Source organism: Chryseobacterium sp. YR221, from assembly GCF_900176315.1.
GTDB classification, from domain to species: Bacteria; Bacteroidota; Bacteroidia; order Flavobacteriales; family Weeksellaceae; genus Chryseobacterium; species Chryseobacterium rhizosphaerae.
In genome coordinates, this window is sequence record NZ_FWXM01000001.1 from 815,365 (window position 1) to 834,827 (window position 19,463).

19 protein-coding genes are annotated in these 19,463 nt (G+C 36.3%); 5 read left to right on the forward strand and 14 right to left on the reverse strand.

Going from position 1 to position 19,463, the window contains the following annotated elements:
• The first annotated feature begins 81 nt into the window (after positions 1-81).
• Both B8967_RS03715 and B8967_RS03720 read left to right on the forward strand, forming a co-directional pair.
• A complete protein-coding gene (locus B8967_RS03715) occupies positions 82-1,038 on the forward strand; it encodes an alpha/beta hydrolase (RefSeq protein WP_084084485.1) in 957 nt (318 codons plus the stop codon).
• Positions 1,035-1,634 carry an NAD(P)H-dependent oxidoreductase gene (locus B8967_RS03720; RefSeq protein WP_084084487.1) on the forward strand — a complete coding sequence of 200 codons (600 nt, stop codon included), beginning with the start codon at positions 1,035-1,037 and terminating at the stop codon, positions 1,632-1,634. The genes B8967_RS03715 and B8967_RS03720 overlap by 4 nt, the downstream gene beginning before the upstream one ends.
• Positions 1,635-1,872: 238 nt before the next feature.
• Here B8967_RS03720 and B8967_RS03725 read toward each other — a convergent pair whose 3' ends face one another.
• The 10 genes from B8967_RS03725 to B8967_RS03770 form a co-directional block, all read right to left on the reverse strand.
• Positions 1,873-2,250 (reverse strand): hypothetical protein, encoded by a 378-nt coding sequence (locus B8967_RS03725; protein WP_084084489.1) that lies wholly within the window; start codon positions 2,248-2,250, stop codon positions 1,873-1,875.
• Positions 2,251-3,168 (reverse strand): hypothetical protein, encoded by a 918-nt coding sequence (locus B8967_RS03730; protein ID WP_143330457.1) that lies wholly within the window; start codon positions 3,166-3,168, stop codon positions 2,251-2,253.
• Between the two features lie 71 nt (positions 3,169-3,239).
• Entirely contained in the window at positions 3,240-6,527 is a 3,288-nt protein-coding gene (locus tag B8967_RS03735) for a hypothetical protein (RefSeq protein ID WP_084084492.1), read from the reverse strand.
• A 9-nt stretch (positions 6,528-6,536) separates the two neighbouring features.
• A complete protein-coding gene (locus B8967_RS03740) occupies positions 6,537-7,010 on the reverse strand; it encodes a DUF4280 domain-containing protein (protein ID WP_084084494.1) in 474 nt (157 codons plus the stop codon).
• A 30-nt stretch (positions 7,011-7,040) separates the two neighbouring features.
• The gene (locus tag B8967_RS03745) at positions 7,041-8,012 is read right to left on the reverse strand and encodes a hypothetical protein (RefSeq protein WP_084084496.1); all 972 of its coding nucleotides are present in this window, start codon (positions 8,010-8,012) and stop codon (positions 7,041-7,043) included.
• 126 nt (positions 8,013-8,138) lie between these two features.
• Positions 8,139-8,747 carry a hypothetical protein gene (locus tag B8967_RS03750; protein WP_084084498.1) on the reverse strand — a complete coding sequence of 203 codons (609 nt, stop codon included), beginning with the start codon at positions 8,745-8,747 and terminating at the stop codon, positions 8,139-8,141.
• Between the two features lie 46 nt (positions 8,748-8,793).
• Entirely contained in the window at positions 8,794-9,138 is a 345-nt protein-coding gene (locus B8967_RS03755) for a hypothetical protein (protein ID WP_047496089.1), read from the reverse strand.
• A gap of 2 nt (positions 9,139-9,140) precedes the next feature.
• Positions 9,141-10,922 carry a hypothetical protein gene (locus B8967_RS03760; RefSeq protein ID WP_084084500.1) on the reverse strand — a complete coding sequence of 594 codons (1,782 nt, stop codon included), beginning with the start codon at positions 10,920-10,922 and terminating at the stop codon, positions 9,141-9,143.
• 3 nt (positions 10,923-10,925) lie between these two features.
• Positions 10,926-13,019: a type VI secretion system Vgr family protein gene (locus B8967_RS03765; protein ID WP_081989227.1), complete on the reverse strand. Its 2,094-nt coding sequence runs from the start codon at positions 13,017-13,019 to the stop codon at positions 10,926-10,928.
• A 386-nt stretch (positions 13,020-13,405) separates the two neighbouring features.
• Positions 13,406-14,038 (reverse strand): NAD(P)H-dependent oxidoreductase, encoded by a 633-nt coding sequence (locus B8967_RS03770; RefSeq protein WP_084084502.1) that lies wholly within the window; start codon positions 14,036-14,038, stop codon positions 13,406-13,408.
• Positions 14,039-14,232: 194 nt separating this feature from the next.
• Between B8967_RS03770 and B8967_RS03775 the strand changes: the two genes are divergently transcribed.
• The gene (locus B8967_RS03775; RefSeq protein ID WP_047496095.1) at positions 14,233-14,595 is read left to right on the forward strand and encodes a winged helix-turn-helix transcriptional regulator; all 363 of its coding nucleotides are present in this window, start codon (positions 14,233-14,235) and stop codon (positions 14,593-14,595) included.
• A gap of 18 nt (positions 14,596-14,613) precedes the next feature.
• On the opposite strand, the gene B8967_RS03780 is transcribed toward B8967_RS03775, so the two are convergent.
• The 3 genes from B8967_RS03780 to B8967_RS03790 all read right to left on the reverse strand — a co-directional run bounded on the left by B8967_RS03780 (position 14,614) and on the right by B8967_RS03790 (position 16,816).
• On the reverse strand, positions 14,614-15,378 hold the full coding sequence (locus tag B8967_RS03780; RefSeq protein WP_084084504.1) for a hypothetical protein: 765 nt from the start codon (positions 15,376-15,378) through the stop codon (positions 14,614-14,616).
• A gap of 2 nt (positions 15,379-15,380) precedes the next feature.
• Positions 15,381-15,869, reverse strand: a complete 489-nt coding sequence (locus B8967_RS03785) for a MarR family winged helix-turn-helix transcriptional regulator (protein ID WP_084084506.1) — start codon at positions 15,867-15,869, stop codon at positions 15,381-15,383.
• Between the two features lie 98 nt (positions 15,870-15,967).
• Positions 15,968-16,816, reverse strand: a complete 849-nt coding sequence (locus B8967_RS03790) for an AraC family transcriptional regulator (RefSeq protein ID WP_084084508.1) — start codon at positions 16,814-16,816, stop codon at positions 15,968-15,970.
• 73 nt (positions 16,817-16,889) lie between these two features.
• On the opposite strand from B8967_RS03790, the gene B8967_RS03795 reads away from it, so the two are divergent.
• Positions 16,890-18,272, forward strand: coding sequence for an MFS transporter (locus B8967_RS03795; RefSeq protein ID WP_084084510.1), 1,383 nt, complete (start codon positions 16,890-16,892; stop codon positions 18,270-18,272).
• 44 nt (positions 18,273-18,316) lie between these two features.
• Positions 18,317-18,706 carry a hypothetical protein gene (locus tag B8967_RS03800; RefSeq protein WP_047496110.1) on the forward strand — a complete coding sequence of 130 codons (390 nt, stop codon included), beginning with the start codon at positions 18,317-18,319 and terminating at the stop codon, positions 18,704-18,706.
• Between the two features lie 51 nt (positions 18,707-18,757).
• Here the strand turns inward: B8967_RS03800 and B8967_RS03805 are convergent, their stop codons facing one another.
• On the reverse strand, positions 18,758-19,408 hold the full coding sequence (locus B8967_RS03805) for an HD domain-containing protein (protein ID WP_047496113.1): 651 nt from the start codon (positions 19,406-19,408) through the stop codon (positions 18,758-18,760).
• Positions 19,409-19,463 lie beyond the last annotated feature (55 nt).

Below are 19,463 nucleotides of genomic sequence, written 5' to 3' on the forward strand. Positions count from 1 at the left end.
GTAAAGATACCCAAACAAGCTTAAAATATACCTGTTTTTATGGCTTTTTCCAGTCTATTTTTGCTCAACAAACAATATGATATGTTAGAAAAGATAGATCCGGATCTATGGGAAGCCATTGTCAACGATCCTTATCATAAGATCAATTATGAAAACCTGCTGATCCATAATCCTGCAAAAATCAGAAAAGAAGAAATGAATATTTCATTACAAACGGAACCACCATTATTGCCCGAATTACTTTCCGTTGAAAACATCTATATCCCGTCTTCTGATCATTCGGAAAATATTCGGTTGAGAGTATATAAACCAAAAGGAAAAGAATATCTACCCGTATTCTTATACTTTCATGGGGGTGCATTTATATATGGTACTCCTGAACAATATGATTTTCTATTTTTTAAACTGGCCATAGATAGTAAAGCTGTCATTGTCTCAGTTGATTACAGGCTTGCTCCGGAACATCCTTTTCCTGCAGGCATGAAAGATGGATATGATGCATTGCTATGGCTTTCTGATTTTGCAGATCAAGTAGGTGGTGATAAACATTTTATCATGATCGGCGGAAGCAGTGCCGGAGCCACCATTGCAGCATCTATAACCCATTTAGCCAGAGATCAGGGCAAAACACACATACAGCATCAGTACCTGCTGTATCCTCCTATGAGTACTCATCTGGAGACCCCATCTATGCATGAACTGGCCAATGCACCCATGCAAACCAGAAAGGCAGCGGAATGGATGTGGAAACATTATTTACAGCACAGTTTAACCCTGCCACCACTCTATTCCGTTCCGTTACTGTCAAAAAAGTTCAATGATCTTCCTCCTGCAACCCTTATTGTCTGTGAAGCAGATCCCCTGAAAGATGAAGGTAAGGAATATGCCCAGCATCTGAAAAAAGCAGGAGTTGAGGTCAATCTCCTGGAAATAAAAGGCGCTGTACATGCTTTTGATTTCTTCCCGTGTCCTTTATCGGATGCTTTTTATACTAAACAAGTTGAATTATTTAATCAGATTTTATACCCCGAACAATGAAAAAAATACTAGTCATCAACGGACACCCAGATCAGGAAAGTTTTAATACAGCTATAGCCCGCACCTATGTGGATTCTGCCAAAGCTACCGGAGCGGAAGTCCGGTATATTGCTATTGGAAAACTGGATTTCAATCCCAACCTTCAGTTCGGTTACCGGAAGAGAATGGAACTGGAGCCCGATTTACTCAAGGCACTCGAAGATATTCACTGGAGTGAGCATCAGGTATGGATTCATCCCATGTGGTGGCTTGGTATGCCTGCTGTAATGAAAGGTTTTTTCGACAGGGCGTTCCTTCCCGGCATTACTTTTACAAGAAATAATAATGGAATCAGCGAAGGATTACTCAATGATAAAACAGGAAGAATTATTACAACATCAGGAGATTTGTCGGAACATGAATACAATGAAATATATCAGTCCAGTGGGCTTATTCAATTAAAAAACGGCATTCTGGAATATTGTGGACTATCTTCTATACAGGTTGATTTTATAGGCCCCTTTCAGGATCTTGATGAAAATGAAAGAGGAAAATGGCTCGAAAGAGTAAGAGATGTTGCTAAAACAGATTCTGTCCCACTAAAAAGAGAGGCTTAGGCCCCTCTTTTGTTGGCATATTCGTTATTCCTGTTTTTTTATTTGTTCTTTCATCCTATTAAAAGAAGAAATCAATTATTGAAATAATGATTATTTTCGGTACTGTTTTTAACGGTCTTTGTTGTATCCATCATTTATAAGAAAGGGACAACAGTATCTCCGATGATAATACCTTTTAAGTAGAAAGACTGATATTCTATAGTGCTAATTCCAGACATACTTCTATTTCATCAATATATCAGAAAGGTTTGACAAGGCAAACAATTCCGAATAAGATAAGCAAAATACTTATGATCAAAAAGATAATCTTCTCAGTGGTAAAACCTTGGCTAAATCCATAGTTTTGATCATAATACACCATCACCTCAGACTTTTCAATATCTTTATCAACACTACTGCTTTTATCTGTAAACTTAATGAGCTGATTTTGATAATTAAATTGAAAGACAGGGTAATACAAATAGGTAAACCTCTTGTTTTTCACACTGTCAGTCCCAATAATATTTGCTTTTGCCCTGGTTCCATAAATTATAGGTAAAGAAGATTGATATAAACTAAATAGTAAATAAACCCCCAGTATTAATAGAATAGCACCTAAAATATTCTTTATTTTCATCTAATAAATTTCAAGTTTACCACTGTTCTTTGGACGGTATAAGTATAAGGATATATAAGTGGTAGTAACAACATCTTTATCTTTCTTTTTAAACCCTCCCCAAAGTGCTGATTTTTCATTATTTATTTTCTCAAGACAGACGATTTTACCATCAGCATAAAAAGTCATTTTATAATTTTCAATAGGTTTCAGATCAAAAAACTCAAGGTTTGAATCGGTTCTGAACTGATAATCATTATCCCATCTGTTTTTAATCTCTTTATCAGAAAAATATAATTGTTGGGCAACTCTTTTTTCTTTATTATAATTCAGACTGGCAAGTTCGTCTTTAGTCCCCTTCATATAAACATTTCTTATTTCATTATATTTTGCAACGACTTCTCTTTCTAATGCCTTTAATTTCTGCTCATCTTTCGTAAGCAGAACATCTGCTGTTTCCAAAGTATTAATAGTATACGGCACATCAGCATTGAAAGTGAAATGATCTTCAAAAGACTTGAGACCGTCATAAGACGCAACCTGTTTATTCTGAAATTCTTTTTTAGGAGTCATATAATTTTTAACTTCTTCTTCATCTCCAAGGCTGCCGTCTTTATTGGTACTGGATTTTACAATCTTAATCTGAACTTCAGAATTGGGCTGTAAAGTTTCATTTAAAACATTAGTATTTTGATTGAACCCGGGACGCAACTTAATCGTTATCTCCTGACTTCCCTTTTTAGCAATATCCCAATTCAAAGGAAAATAGGATCCTGACAATCCGCTTCCGGATGTATCCATATGTTTTATCACCGGCATACCATTAATTAAAATATCAAAAGAACAGTTATTGGTAGAAATATAGGCACCATACTGAGGTTCGTTATCAAAATGCTTTATTTCTTTTTCGATTGTATAAATGTCCTGAGATGTTTTCATATTTTCACTTTTTTTCTGAGCACATGCTGTTAAAGATGTCACTAATAAAATAAATATTAAATTTTTCATAACTATGTTAAATAAAATTGGATTTTCTGCCCACTAGAGTTCTCAAAACTTCCTTCATACTCATGCATCAGAACCAGTTTAAACTCTGTAGATGATTCTCCTGATGAGTATTCACCTCCATCATAATTCTCCGCAATATAACCTACCGCCAACGAACCTTCTACCGTTATCCCATGGAATGTGAATAGAGGATCCAGATAAAAACCTTTATCATCGGCCTTTATTGCTCCTGATAATGTAAATCCTGTTTTCACCGACACTGTTGCTTCTGCATACACTGTAATAGATCCAAAGAAGAATGTCTGTCTCTTGGCTTTATATTTTATACCAGCTGTTAATTCTAACGAAAATACACCTTTTACGGTTAACGGGCTATCATCTTCTGCATCTTTAGAGAGAGATCCCTGATTAAGGTTTGAGGTTTTACTGGCACTGTTATATCTTAGTTTCCCCTCAATTTCCAATTGTCCACTGACTACCAGATCCAGAGTAATTTCAGGAGCCATTCCAATGGCTGCTCCTACATCGATAAGGGTAATGATCCCTCTTGCAACAGGGTGCGCCTTTTGGGCCAGGGCTAAAAAGTCCAGTGTTACTTCTGCCCCTACAAGAGGTTCCGCCTTTACCTCAATTTCCCCTACAATACCCACCTGATCCATATTTTTATCCTTCGGATTTTCTGCATACCAGGAACCTAAAACCGCCAAAGACGGAGGAATAATATCAACTGAGATCAATGGCCTTCCTTTTAAGGCATCACCAAGTTTAGCCAGATTTTCGGACGCAGCCTTTTCATTAATTTCTTTGTATTTCTTATCTAATTTCTTTTTTGATTTTTTCTTACCATCTAAAATTAATTCAATTGTATTTTTAATATCAATAAGCTGTTTTACAAGATCTACATACCTCTGATAGCTGGCAGAAAGTTCTATGGATTCCCCCGGACGGTCATATTCCACATTCAGAGATAATACCAAATCAGACAGACCTGAACTTATATTATCTTTAAAACTAAACAGATCCGGACGATCTTTGCGATACTGCTGTTTTGATTTTGTACTTTCTTTGTTATATTTTCTACTTTGTGCCTGCTGTTTTGCTTTTTTTTGTTCCAGCTTGGAAATTAGTTTTCTTGCTCTTGTTTTATCTTCTTTTTTCTGCGCACTTTGCAAAGTAGCTTTTGCATTCGCTAAATCTCCATCAATTTTAGATATCTTTTCATCAATTTTTTCCGGCTTATATTTATCCGCCAATTTTTCTGTTCTTACCAGATACTTATCATAAGCTTCCCCCCTCATTTCATTGAACTTTTCCGGGTCACAGTCATAAGCAAACTGTAAAATCCACTTTATATCCGGATATACATCAATATTAAGTGTTTTTTGAGGGTAAGCACAGGTATGAAGCAATACGGGATAGTTTTGTAAGGCATTCTTTCTTGTGGGCCAAATATATTTCAATAATGAAACGCCGGGATTATTTCCATAATCAAAACCAACATCTAACACAATTTCCGTATCTGAACTCGGATATCTTCCAATTTTCCGCTCATCTTTGAACATGGTGGATTTACTGGAACCACTCATCCCCACAGGACCTTTTACTCCTCCTTTCCTGGTAGTATGTGAAGCATTAATTTCGTTATCATCATTGGTATCACCATGTCCCTCTTCTTCCTTCCCGAAATTTATATTTCCAATTTTGAATTCATTTTTACTGTATATCAGATGCTCGTCCACTCTGGTATTTTTTTCAACAACTATGGCCTGTTGTATTTGAGACAGATCAAAAACCTTACTGGTATGGTCTTTCGCTTTATCACCTGCATAGCTGCATTCCGCAGTATTTGAATCTACCGTGATTTTGACATTTCTTCTGGCCTGTTTGTTTCCGGCAATAACAGGCAGATGAAGGATATTTTTAGCAGAATCAGTTTTTGAATCAAAGATTGTAATTTCCAGAGGTTCATTCTGATCCCTGTTATCCAATTTGCTATATGATCCCTTAACAATATCGTATCTGCAATGATGAAAAGCTTCAAAATTGGTCTCTACATTATCTATAAATACTGGTTTATTTCCAGATTCAGGAATTTTGATATCTGGAGTAGAACTAGCTGATATTTTCAATGTAGCGGCAGCCATTTCCTGCTTTTTTCCATCATAATGGATCGTGGGAACTACTGTAATAATTCCTGTTTTCCTCATACACCAGGCAGGATCAATATAAAGGTTCAACACAGCCTTTTGTACATTCAGATAGTCCTGTTTTTTTCCACCCTGGTCATTTAACAAATATCCGGTTACAGCTTCTGCTGGCGGTTTTATGCTATTAGCATCCGAGCAGTCATAAATTTCCACCTCGGTAAGAAATAAATCTTCTGACTCTAGAATGTCATATTTTGCACCATTTGTCTTTGAGGGCTCTTCATTTTTAGTTTTACTTGCAGAAACTTCAATACTCCAGGAATAAGAATTTGCTTTCAGGATCTCTCCATTTGCTTTTAGTTCAACACCGATATTTTTCCCATACATACTTTGTGTATAAATATGGAGCTGTACTTTACTGCCCGATGCTACTGGGCCTTGAATTTTAACAGGATTTTCAGAATCTTTAAACCCATACCATTCTGCTGCCTTTACGGTAGAATTTTTAGGTGATGTGTGAATGTAAATTCCATTTTTAGGACTTCCCGTAGGTTTTCCTTTTTCCCAGAAAGGTTCTATCCATGCGAATCCACCTCCATAAATATGGCTGTCTAAAGTCATATCAGATTGTACTGGTCCTGCTTCTAACTTTTCATTTCTCCCCCCAGGTTTACTGCTTCTTGATTTGGCAAGCTGCCAGGCCCATACAATAGATTTACATGTTTTCTCCAAAGCATCAAGTGCATTTTGATGTTTTTTTATTTCTGAATCTTTCTGTTTTTTTATTTTATCTGCTTTTTCTCTTGCAATTCTAACATTATTGTCGAGACTTACCTGAACATGGGTTGCTTCTTTCCCATTGTGTTTCTCCATCTTTAGCCAGTTCCCTCCTTGCTTGTAACGTTTGTTAGCTTCATCCAGATAGTCATTGGATTGTTTGTCCAGCTCAGCATCAATTTTATCTTTTTCCTTTGTGATAAGGTCAATTTTATCTAGTATTTTTTTCTTTTCCTCCTCATATTCTTTGATACTCACCGTAAATTTCTGTCCTTCCTGGATGGTCAACGCTCTGTATTGCTCATTAAAACCAGTATTTCCCTGAGGGATAATAATTGCTGTTAATTTGGTATTATTAATTTCCATAGGATGACATTAGTTTTTAACGTTTAGCATATCTGTTTTTCGGATATACTCATTAGGATTAACGAACGGAAATAATTCAGCTAAAACCTCTTTATCTGCATTCTTCACATTCTGTGCAGAAGCTCCCGCAGTCTGCCCATGATTGATAATCGTAATACAATCCGGACCTCCCACAGGGCATGTTGCTTTGCTGTCTTCTAAAAGTGCTTTTCCATTATTATCCTCCAATGTAATTTTTTCATAATAGCCACTCCACTGGGTAACCACTGCCTGGCAGGGGCTGTTATTCATTTTTTTGCAGGATCCAAAGGTATTTTTCTCAAAAGTAGATCCTATGTCTACATGGGTAGCCATCAGTTTATTGCTTCCATCTTTTTCATTGATATAGCGTTGACTCTGCGTTTTTACGGCAAGTTTATCAGGAGTTGTCCCAAACTTGCACTGGCAGGTGGCTCCCTGGCAAACTAAATGTTTCGCACTCATGGTATATTGTGTTTTTTTGTTTCTTCAATATTACTGTTCAAACAGCTGAAATTCAATCTTATATTCTGTGCTCCCTTCAAAAGTTGAAAGATAGCCTGTGATTGAAAATAACTCTCTGGTTTCTTTGTTCAATTTGTACAGAAGACTAGCTTCTCCTTTCTTACCGTTTTTATTGAACAGGGTTTCTTCTTCCATCCCGGTTAATTGTACGGCTATTTTATTTCCTCTTGTATATTCTCTGCTCAATATACATTCTGTATTATATCCGATTTCCTGTGACAGCCCCGAAAAATAGATCTGTAAAAAATCTTTTTTCTGAAATTGAGGATATCCCTGATAAACCGGCAGGAAGAATAGCTTATAAAATATACTCATGTCAAACCAATCTTTCTTCAGGTTAATATCAGTATATACCGTCTCCATTTGTTCTAATAGCTGATCTGTTGTCTCAGACTGATAATAGTCCTTCAGTTTTAGGCTCTCTGTTTTCCAGCGTTTGGCTATTTCTTCATGATTGATAATGTTGTCAAGTCCCCCATTATTTTTTATTGAAATCTGCAACGGATATAAAATCTGTTCTGCTTTTTCAAACAGCTGCTCTATCATTTTGTCGATTCCCTGATTGTTTACATAAGTTTTTTCCTTAGTGAGTTCAATCTGGGAGGCTGTTCTTTTTACTTTTATTTTGTAGTGAATCTGTAGATCTTTAGGTAAAAATTTGATGATCACTCCGTATACTTTCTCACTGGAAATGGAAGGAATCTCCAATACTGCACTTTTCAGCAATTTTCTGTCCCTGATTTCAAACTTATCAGAAGGAATATAAATATACTCCACATACTTAGGCAGTGATAAGGTCAATAACTCCTGAAGACTGCAATATTGATTATGAAAACCAACCAATTCTTCCGGAGTGAGTTCATACTCTCCGGAAAGTTTTTTAAGGTTCAGAATTCCTTCTATCTTTACCTTTGTATATTCTTGTTTTGCTACACCTTTCATTCCTGTTATTCTACTGATCCACTCTGTATTCGTTTTCAGTTGCTGTCGCTCCCTTTCATTATATTAGTTAATCAGCTCTCTTAGTATTATTTAGAAGAAATTTTCGTCATCAGTCTGATTGCTATTTTAGTACTGTTCCAAATCGGAAAAGCTTAAATCCTGGATTTTTGGCAATGCATTGACTTTTATCAGTTTTTTCTTTTTATTTAAAAGTTTATCTGAACCTGTTACTTGTTCATACTCAATTTTCGTTTTTGCGATTAAGTCAATTTCCGTTTCAAAAGTGGTGTCTTTTCCATCCCATAATACCCGTGATATTTTGATCAATTCAAAATTATTTTGCTTCAACCTGAATTCATAGGTGCTTTTTCGATCTTTAATGTCGGTAAGCATTTTCAATTTACCTTCTTCAATAAAAAAATCCGGAATTACATTACCATTATGTTTTCCATTCTTATTAACCGGATATTGGCTTTCAATGATTTTTGTGGAAGAAACTACTAATTGAAGTTTCTTATCAGGCTGAGAGAGGAATATTTGCAGTCGTAATGGTCTGGTCTCATCTTTCAGATCCATTTCTACCATGATCCTGTCATTCTTTTTATCCTGATTCAAATCACCCTCTTCTTTTTGCACCAGAGACGTGTAATTGTCTTTATTAATCGTTTTTTGTGAAAATACATCAGTATTTGCTGTAAGGAATAGTAAGACGGTGTATGCTGCTATTTTTTTCATATTTCATTTTTTTGTTGATCAACAAAACTTTGCCACTGGGATCGTATTACTTATCCATCAAAGGATTATCTATTAATGCGCTGGCTACAAGATAAATAGAAAAAAACAACCACATTATATAGAGTATTCCAAAAAAAATAATAATCCGGCTTACATATAAAACCCAAGTCTTTGTTATCCTTTTTATAAGAACAGTATCTATAAGAACAAATAAAATACTGGTGGGTATGCTTATTATTAAACCAAATTGCTTAATTATTTTCACAATAAGTTTTAAATCAATTGATTCAACAAGAGGACTATAGGCAAATAAGAAATAAGCTGTAACTACCAGATTTGCTATTAAAAAAACCAACAGAATCTTACCAATACCTTGTGTTATATTTTTCATATTTATTTCTTTTTATATCCCGGATTTACCCCTGAACTGAATGAGTTTCTTAACCCATCTTCAACTCTCTTCCACAATTGGGTATGGCTTAAACTATGGGATGCCATGGCTAAATAAGAAACAGAGCCCGGTGCTTTCATAATAGCATCTTTAAATTTCTCTTCATCCTTTTCAGTAACCAGGCCAGCATGGTATTGAGTTACAAATTTTGAATACACTGCTAAGTTTTTTCTCAGTTTTGTAACTTCAGTATCTAATTTGCCAAAAACTACAGGCTCAATAGCATAATCAATTGTCCGTACAACAAAAGTTAACATGCTGGGTTTAATAAACTGGCTTAATAACCTCATCAGCAGGTCTTCTAATTCACGTTTGTGTACGGCACCCTGTACTCCTTTTAAAAAAGCAGTAAATTCTCCTTTTTTATTTCTGGAATTATAGGGGTCACTTTCAAAAATAGGTACATCTATAATAGGCAGGCTTTTTGTTTGTTTTTGGGGCGTCCATGAAGTTTCATCAATACTATCCGTGATTCCTTTATTTTCTCCAAATATCCCTGCCAATAAACTCAATAAGTAGCTGTCTTTCGGACCGGTCTTAATGGCTAAAAGAATATTTAAAACTTGTAAACCTTGTGTCAAATTGAGATTTTTCACCCACGTAGACTTGTCATAACCTCCAGCAATCGAAGAATAATTTTTATGAACATCAGAGGTCCATTGCTGAAGACTATTTAAAAGATTAACAAATGAAGCTTTTTCTTTCTGCAGGTTTGAATTTTCGATCTTCAGAGAGTTGATATACTTAATAAACTCACCTACTATAATATTAAATCCTAAAAAGCCTTTTGCCGTTTCCCGCCATGCTAAGGTTGCTTTGTTTTTAAAATCCTGCCAGATCAGACTTTTAAAATAGGTCATAATAATATCCTTATCGACACTTTTAACCATTTTTATACCTGCTTCAAATCTATCCATTTGAAAAGACTTTAGTAAGCCCTCCATATTGGTAAGGCTAAAATCTGCAATCAATTGTTGAGTCAAATCATAGTCATTATGTACATTAATGATTTTACATCCTTTATGTAATTTGGCATGATTCAGCTGATGTTTCTTTTGAAAAAAAGGAGTCGATAAATAAGTGATACTTTTAACTTTCCATAATTTTGGGAATTCTGTAATCTTACGGGGTTTCAAAATAGCAGATTTTGTGATCATTTCCTTACTGGAAACAAGTTCTGTAAATTGATTAATGACATTCCCACCATGAGAATGGCCGATTAAATGTAAATGAACCTCCTGATTTTTCCAGCCCGGATATGTTCTTAATAATACATCAAATAATCTCTCAGAGGCTACGATTCTTTCCTTAGTGTCGTTGTCACCAGACCAGCTGAAAAATTTACCTTCAATATGCAGATCGTGAAATTGAGGCTTAAGTTCCTTGAGTTTATTCCAAAGATTGTTTAAACTCTCTTCAGTTTCTTTTTTGGTTTTCTCATCATAATACTTCCAATATTCTGTATTGGCATGATGTTTTTTCCCTTCAGTATTGATAGGATCCGTTGTTCCGGCTACAAACATCACAATATCAATAATTCTACCTTCTCTTTTAGGTGGGTCTTCAGGCTTATCACCAAAATGTTTTCCGTTTTCAGAGGTTGTTATGAGCTTTTTGGATGAAGAATAGGTCATTTTACCAACATACTCAGTATGCTGCCCGCCAATTTTTTCAATAGAATCACCTCCTATGATACTTATCTTCGCAATATTATCGTTTGACATATCCTAATTCATATTGGTTTTCTCATTGGATTGTCCGTTAATTTCTGTCTGAGAATGAATTTTGTGATCCTTCTCACTATGAATTAACCGCTCTCCTTTCACTACTTTCTGGCTATCCAGTGCCACTTCACTTTCTTTATTACCTTTAATAAATTCCATCATTTTCCCCACTACATTGGTCATGAAATTCCCTCCTATCGATACATTTTTAATCGCTCCCACGGTTTGTGAATCATTCATGGTAATACTTTCTGTTTTGTTCATTCCCACGATGTTGCTCTGATCTGCCCCTACATTGGTATTCATATTTTGTCCTACATTCACGGTAAGATTTTGTCCTACATTGAACGTCATATTTTTAGGAGCAGTCACGGTAATATTTCCTTTACCATCCATTAAATAGGAATTTCCACTCGGATCTTCAATATAGATGCTTCCTTCGGTATCGTTAAAAATAACTTTATTTCCGCTTCTGGTCTGGATAGACTTGATATGATTGTCTACTCCGCCGCCTAATCCTACCTGGCCATGAAACATCCCTCCCATTGCAAAAGGAAAATCAGGATGGTGATATTCAAATCCTACCATCACCTGGTCTCCCACTTCAGGAACCGCTACAAATCCTCTGTTCTGAGTAATCTGATCCGTACCTCCTGCATCTGGGCTCATCATGCGGATAAATTGGGTCGTATTATTTTTTTGCCAGTCAAACTGCACCTGTATACGCCCCTGGTTCAATGGATCTGTATTGGAAATCACAGTGGCTACCTGAGGCTCTGCTTTAGGTACATGAAACTCCGGACGGGGAATAAATCCCGTATCTGCCGCAATAGCTTCAAAATGTCCGTCATAATATCCACGGGCATCTACTTCATGAATCACTTCAGTGAGCATCAGTTTCGTAAAATAGGAGGTATCGTTGGTATCTGTTTTCCGCATTTCAAGATCTACAATACAACCAGGATATAAAAACGGAACGGTCATATACCCCGAGGTAATAAAGACCTGTGCAGCTTTGCTCCCCGTTGTTCCTTTCTGGGATGAATCAACATCCATAAAGGTTGATGCATTGATAGGTGCTATTCTTAGCGATGGTGTTTTAAAAGTATTTTCAGAAATTTCGTATGCTCTTCTGGCAATATCTGAAGTATGGTTCACTTTGGAAGCTCCGGTAGTCAGTTTTTCATGCTGGCTGCTGTTGTACCCATAAAATGTAGGATTTACGTGCTGAGCTTTCATTTTGATTTTCACATCGCTTAGATTACTGCCATATACAAGTTTTACTGGCTTTTCCTGTGGAGGAAGTTTTCCAAAGTGAAGAATCTCACCATCATAGAAAAACTGTTCCCCATATGCTTCTGCCATTCTTGCAAGATAATTATAATGGGTTTCTTCATATTGTGAACTGTAAGGAACATTCCCATAGCGGGCGTCTACCCTGAAATCAAACTTTTCCTGTCCCAATCCTTCTTTGATGACCTCACTGGCAATACTGTTCAGACTCATTGGCTGTCCTCCTCCAAAACTCTGGATATGAGGTGCTGCATCTAAAAGAATAGTAGGACTAAAGCCTGTAAGCACAATATTCCCCAGACTTCCTTTTTCCTGACTGAATCCTACTTCTGTAATGACTCCCACAAAATTTCGTTCAGGGCCCTGTTCAACATCTTTATATCTAAAAATAACCGTAATTCTTTTTCCTAAAAAGCTTTGAGCCTCTTCAAGATTATGGTTTTCTGCGCTTCCTAACGTGTCATGGGCCAGAATAAGATCAAATTCATGATGTTTAACAGCACTTTGTGTAAGTTTAAAATGTTTGAAGAATTTAATAGGCTTACCCTCAACAAAGATTTCAAGTTTTACCACCCTGTTTATCCCGGCAACAGCATTCTCCGGGATTCCCTGTGCATTAAATATTTTGGAGGTGGGTTGCTTTGACCATACTTTATCTTCCGTAACCGTAGGATTATTGGTATGTAAAGTTTTTCCCATGAATTTAGATTCTCTATCCTGGGCAGATTTTACCTTGTCAGAAATATTTTCTTTATTTGACCCCAGTGCAGGTTTAGGCAGATTCTCATTAGTTTTTTTGAACATGATATAATTTTTTTTGTGTTTATCTATTCCGGTTAAAACCAGAATTAAAAAGCCAGCTTTCAAACAATAAAAACAACTCTTTCAGCTTTGGATAGTGTTGTTCTTTCCTACCTTCAGTAAAGCATAAAATCAGAAAAGAATTAATTTAATTCATCCCGTCTAATGTTACTAGTTATCAACAGGTTGTTTTTCTATAGATTACAATCTTTTGAGTCTTTACAAAGCTAATATATCACCATAAAAAATCACGGCAAAATGAAATAGTACTTATTTGAAAAATTGTAGTAGTTCTACGATTCTTATCCAGGATTCAAAATATTCAAATTTTACACAAAAAAAGGAGACCAGCCCGGTCTCCATCCTATTAATAATGCTTTTTTATTGAATTAATTAAGCTCTATAAACAAGTCTTCATTAGATCTTCTTACTCTTTCCAGCTTCCCCCACCAATCGTTTTCTTCATCTTTATATCCTAATGCCATCATAACGCTACTCTTTAGTCCTTTTTCCGGCAAATTGAGCAAGTCATCTACTGCTTTATTATCAAACCCTTCCAACGGTGTGGCATCTATTTTCAGATCTGCAGCAGCCAATAATCCAAATCCTAATGCAATATAGGTTTGTTGCGAGGCATTCATAAAATGCTGATCTTTTGTTTTCTGATCTAACATCACCAATAAATTTAACCGGTAATCATCTGTTGCACTCGATGGTAAGTTTCGAACTTTATTGCTAAATTCAAAGAATGAATCTACCCGTTCCGGAGTATATTCATCCCAGGCTGCGAATACCAGTATGTGAGATGCCTCTACAATCTGTGGCTGCTGGAAGGCAATCGGCTGTAGTTTTTCCCGCAATTCTTTATTGGTAATTACAAGAACCTTAAAAGGCTGCAGACCCGAACTTGACGGAGCCAAACGAATGGCTTCCAAAATTTGCTCAATTTTTTCCTTTTCTATTACCTTCCCATTATAGCTTTTAGTTGCAGATCTCCAGTGTAATGCTTCTTTTAATGACATAATCTTAGTGTTTTATTAATTGTACCTGTAAGAATACCGGCCGTATTCTTATTTTAATGGGACAAAGTTACCTACTTTATAGTATCATTATACCACCTGTTACCCTTTAGTAACCAGTTACCAAAAGGTAACCAGGTGGGTTTAATTCCAATTTTATCATCTGATTTTCATATCTTTGCCCTAGATCTTTAGCGATGAAAAAAGAAAAAATAGAACTCGATCTGCAATGTAAAAACCATATTCGGGGAGTAAGGGATACAATCTATTTATTGGATGGGAAATGGAAGACCATTATTATCAGCCACCTGTATTATATTGGAAAAATGCGTTTTATGGATTTGAAAAGACAGATAGACGGAATCGCCTCCAAAACTCTTTCAAAAGAGCTCAAAGATCTGGAAATGAACAACCTGGTAATCCGGACACAAAACAACACCATGCCTGTAAGTGTAGATTATGAACTGACAGAATTTGGAAAAAGCCTTCACAGTATTATAGATACTATGGGAGAATGGGGCATAAAATACCGGAAAGAATTATGGCAGGCTACTCATTAATCCGCTTTATACATATCCTTATTCGATCACTACATAATTAATTTTGTCGACTCCCGTGTTTCCGCTTTTCTCATAATAAGCGTATAAAATCAGTTCATAATTCCCTGCAGTATTGATTACCGTATTTCCTTCAAACAGGTTGGTTGACACTAAAGACAGCTCTACATTTTTCATAAATTTACCGTCTTTTTTAAGAATTCCCTTCACCTCTATTTCGTCAGAATTCCATATCCCGTTTTTGTCTATTACACAGCCGCACATCATAACAATATTAGCCTGAAATGTAAAGGGTTTGTCTTTAATTGTATTCAGAGGAATATACTGATGGGTTCTGGGTTTAAGAATATCAATAATAAAACCTGGGATTTCCAGAACAATACCGTCTCCCAAAATATGTTTGCCGGGAATCAGCCATAATTCAGTGCTTACCATAGCCTGAGCCTGTTTATTGTTTAAAGGAGAAATCACTTCAATGTTAACAAATGTAGGCTCATCAATATCCACAGAAGCCAGAAAGCCGGCTGTTTGGGCATCGGCAATTGAGTTTCCTCTTATTTTAGGATTTTTCATGATCAAATCTGTATTTCCAGTACTTCCAACCGTATTTCCTTCTGCGAGAATCTGTTGGTTTAGCTTATTTCTGACGATGATATGAGCTCCGCCAAGTGAACTTCCGATAAATTTGGCATCCCTTGCTTTAGCTCGGATCATTATTTTCGTTTCCGCAGCAGAGATCATAAGGTTAGAAAAAAGAAACGCTGCGATGAGGATAAATACTTTCATGATTATAGTGATTTTAAATATTCCTGTTTAAATCTATTATGAAAGGGATTGTCTTTCAGTTCCTGGTCTATGGTATCCAGGTACGATAAAATGCTAAGATCTTCTGATAAAAGTTTTAAAATAGCTTTTTCACAGCTATCCCATATTTTTTCAAGCTGGGGAAGCATTTCAATAGCTTTGGGTGATAATGAGATCATTTGTTTCCGTTTATCAATACTGTCTTTGGTGATGAGCAGATAGCCTTTCTCCGTCATTTTTTTTACAATGACTACTACAGAGGGATGAGAATATCCCAGCGGTTCCGCTATATCCGTAATAGAAATCTCCCCCCTTTTTTGCAGCAGCATAAAAACAAGATACCAATTGGGTTCTACATCAATTCCAAACTCTTTATAGAATTTTCTTACATCATGAGACATCCGGTCGCTTATTCTTTTCAGGCGGCTATCAAAAGCTTTGTATCCCAGCTCTTTAATAAAGTCAAAATCCATTGAAAAAATATTTATAGTAAATATATAAAAAATATAAAGTCAACTATATAGTTGACTTTATATTTAATAAACAATTAATATAACACAATGGTTACCTGTTATTTATAATTTTTCCTGAATGCTCCGGGCGTAAGTCCTCTGTGTTTTTTAAAAAGCTTTGAAAGATGGCTTTCATCACTGAACTGGAGCTCATAAGCAATTTCGCTTAAGCGTATACTGCTGTATTTTAAATAGGTTTCTACAAGTTTAAGCCTGTAATCCAACAGATAATCCTGGTAGGAGATCCCCGTCTGCTGTTTAAAATATTCTCCGAAATAATTTCCTGAAATCCCAAAATGGTCTGCAATAACCTGAATTCCTGTCTTTTCTCTGTCTTTTATATTCTGCTGAATATAGGTAATAATCTTCATGATGGAAAAAGCTTTCCTGTTTTCCTGAAGGTCTGAAGTTTCACTCTGAATGATATTGCGGGCAATAAGGTTGAGTAGAATTGAAATGCAGTTACGGATGATCAGATAATCATCTGCTTTATTTTTGAATTCATTGGCGATTTGGAGAATAATAGTTTCGGCAAAATGTTCATCGTTTTTGTTACGGAACACACATCCGGCTCTTGCATGGTAATTATTACTGATATACTGGAGTTTATACAAGTTTTCACAGCTTTCAATACGGTCTGCTTCAAGGCGTATCTTATCAATAAATTCAATGGGACACTGTATCAGAATGAGTGCTGCATCACTACTTGCAAAATGGTAAAGTTCCTGTTGGGGAATGATGAAAAGTTTACCTGCAGAAAAACGGATACTGCGCTCATCATAGGTCAAATCTCCTTCTCCTTTTACAACATACACAAAAGAAAGAAAGTCTTTTGTTTTGAAAGAAAGTGCCTTCCCTTCCAACTGCATTTCCTTTACTTCTATTCCTTCAAGATGTAAACTTCTCATTTTTTGAACTTAATTTTCCTCCAAAAGTACAATTTTACCATAACATCAAGAGGTTAATTTTGCATAAAAAAATATGAACATCTATCCCAAACGATGGCAGGCATTAAATTTTCTGATCGCAGGAGCTTTTCTTTCACCATTGGATTATTTTATTGTGAATATGGCATTACCTTCTATAAAAGAGGCGTTCAGAGCCAGCGACCATCAGTTGCAGATGGTAGTGGCTATTTACGGACTTACTTATGCCGCATTGGTTGTTGTGGGCGGAAAATTGGGGGATATCTACGGGCGGAAAAAAATTTTCATACTGGGGTTGTATACTTTCCTGTTTTCCTCCCTTGCCTGCGCATTTTCACCCAATATTACCTTATTGATCTTTGCCAGATTATTCCAGGGTTTTGGGGCTGCTTTGTTAGCGCCACAGGTTTTAGCTTCCATAAAAATATTATTTGATAGCCGGGAACAGCCTAAAGCGGTCAGCCTTTTCAGTTCTGTCTTTGGATTGGCTTCTGTAATTGGGCAACTGCTTGGGGGCGTACTGCTGAGTATGCATTGGGGACACTTCTCCTGGGAGCTTGTATTTCTTGTCAATGTTCCGGTTACCATCATCTGTATCGCTGGGATACATTTTACGATGGATAATAACCACAATACAGACCGAATGGGTATTGACTATAAAGGAGCCATGATATTGATCTTAGCTTTATTAATGCTTATCTGTCCTTTAATCTTCGGACAAAAATTTCAATGGGCCTGGTGGATATTTGGGATTATATGTACAGGAATACTTTCACTGACATTATTTTTAAAATATGAAATAACCTTACAGCAGAAGGGACATCCGGTACTTATAGACCCTACATTACTACAGCATAAGCCCTTTGCATTAAGTCTTTTAATCATATTCTTCTACAACTTCACTGCCGGCTTATTTATCTGTTACCCTTACTATCTTCAGCAGTTTTTACATCAAAACTCTATGCAGACCGGGCTTGCCATTGTTCCCTATGGAATTGCTTTTTTCCTGGGTCCCTTGATTTCAGCAAGAGTAAAGCTCGAAACTCATAAAATGATTTATATAGGGCTAGGATTACTGATGGTGGGTTTTATTTTTAGTGCCATTACCTTTTATTTTCAGCAAAAACCTTCTTATATAACAAATACCACCTTATTTTTAGCAGGATTGGGACATGGGACAATCATGCCTGTTATGATGCGAACAGCCATTTCCCTGATCTCCAAAGATAAAGCAGGACAGGCATCTGGGCTCATCAGCATAGGAATCCAGATAGGCAGTGTAACCGGAGGAGCCGTTATTGGCACCTTATTTTTCAATTTGACGGACTCTCTGGGGTTTTCCATAGCTTTTGCTGCAGCCATTGCTATGATTGGCATCTTTCAGCTAACCGGACTACTCATTACTGTCAGATTAAAAAAGTATATTCAACGGTCTTAAAGAGATCAACACATTTTTAAAATAAATAATATAAACTTACCTCTATGAGTATTACAGAAAAAATACGTAAAGAAATTCAGGGCTTTCATGATGATATTGAAACATGGTTTCAGGGAAAATCAGAAGATCAGGAAGCACTTTACAGACAATTACTTTCCGGATTTTCCCCGGATTTTAAAATGATTAACGGTAATAGTGACCTGGTCACCCTGTCTATGTTTTCCGATTGGCTTCCCACGGTATATGGTAAATTTCAGGATCGTCATGTTAGCGTAGAAAATATAGAAATTCAATATTCGGAAAGCCATGGGTTGGCTACCTATACTGAAATTCAGGTAACGGGAGAAACTTCTACAAAACGGAAATCCTCCGCTGTCTTTCTCATAAGTGAGGAAAAAGCATTATGGCTTCACCTTATAGAAAAATGGATATAAAGATTAAAAGCTACCTTCGGGTAGCTTTTTGATTTAGATAGAAACCTTTGCTTATTCAGACCAAGGAGAATGTAAAATGCAGTCGCAGAAATTCTTTTGTTTAAAATTGGGGATCATAAATGAGCAGACATCCGTTTTTATATTTCCAAAAGTAGTCTCTGTCTTATGTTCAAACCCGCTAAAAAATGTAGGAATAATTTTCTTTTTAAAACCGTCCCTTGGAAAAGCTCCAACGATTTCCTCTCTATGTTCGGTGCTCAGATGTTCATACCCTTCCCCCATCACATCCAATCCCACTCCGGAATACATGAGGGCCACTTCATTTTCTTTGTGCTCTGCAATCCCAATAGTGGTATGTAAGGCAATGGTATCCCAGACTAGCTGGAGCTTATCATTGGCAATGCCATGACCTTTTAAAAAATCACGGGCTGCGTTGGCTCCGTCTACTTCAAATCTAAGATCAGGACTGCTGTAATGAGAAACAAGCCCTAAATCATGAAATACGGAAGCTACATACAACAGCTCAGAATCATGAGTTTTATGATGGCGTTTTGCATTTAATGACGAAAACAGAAAAACACGCAGGGAATGATTGTAGATGAACTCTGTGCCATGTTCCAATAGAAGTGCTGTGGCTTCTGTTGCTATTTTACTGTCCGGGATGATAATACCGGCTACTTCTTTTAAACGATTTACTGACATAACTTAAATTATTTATCCAAAGGTATCCTGATTATCACTCTGGAAAAATATCAAT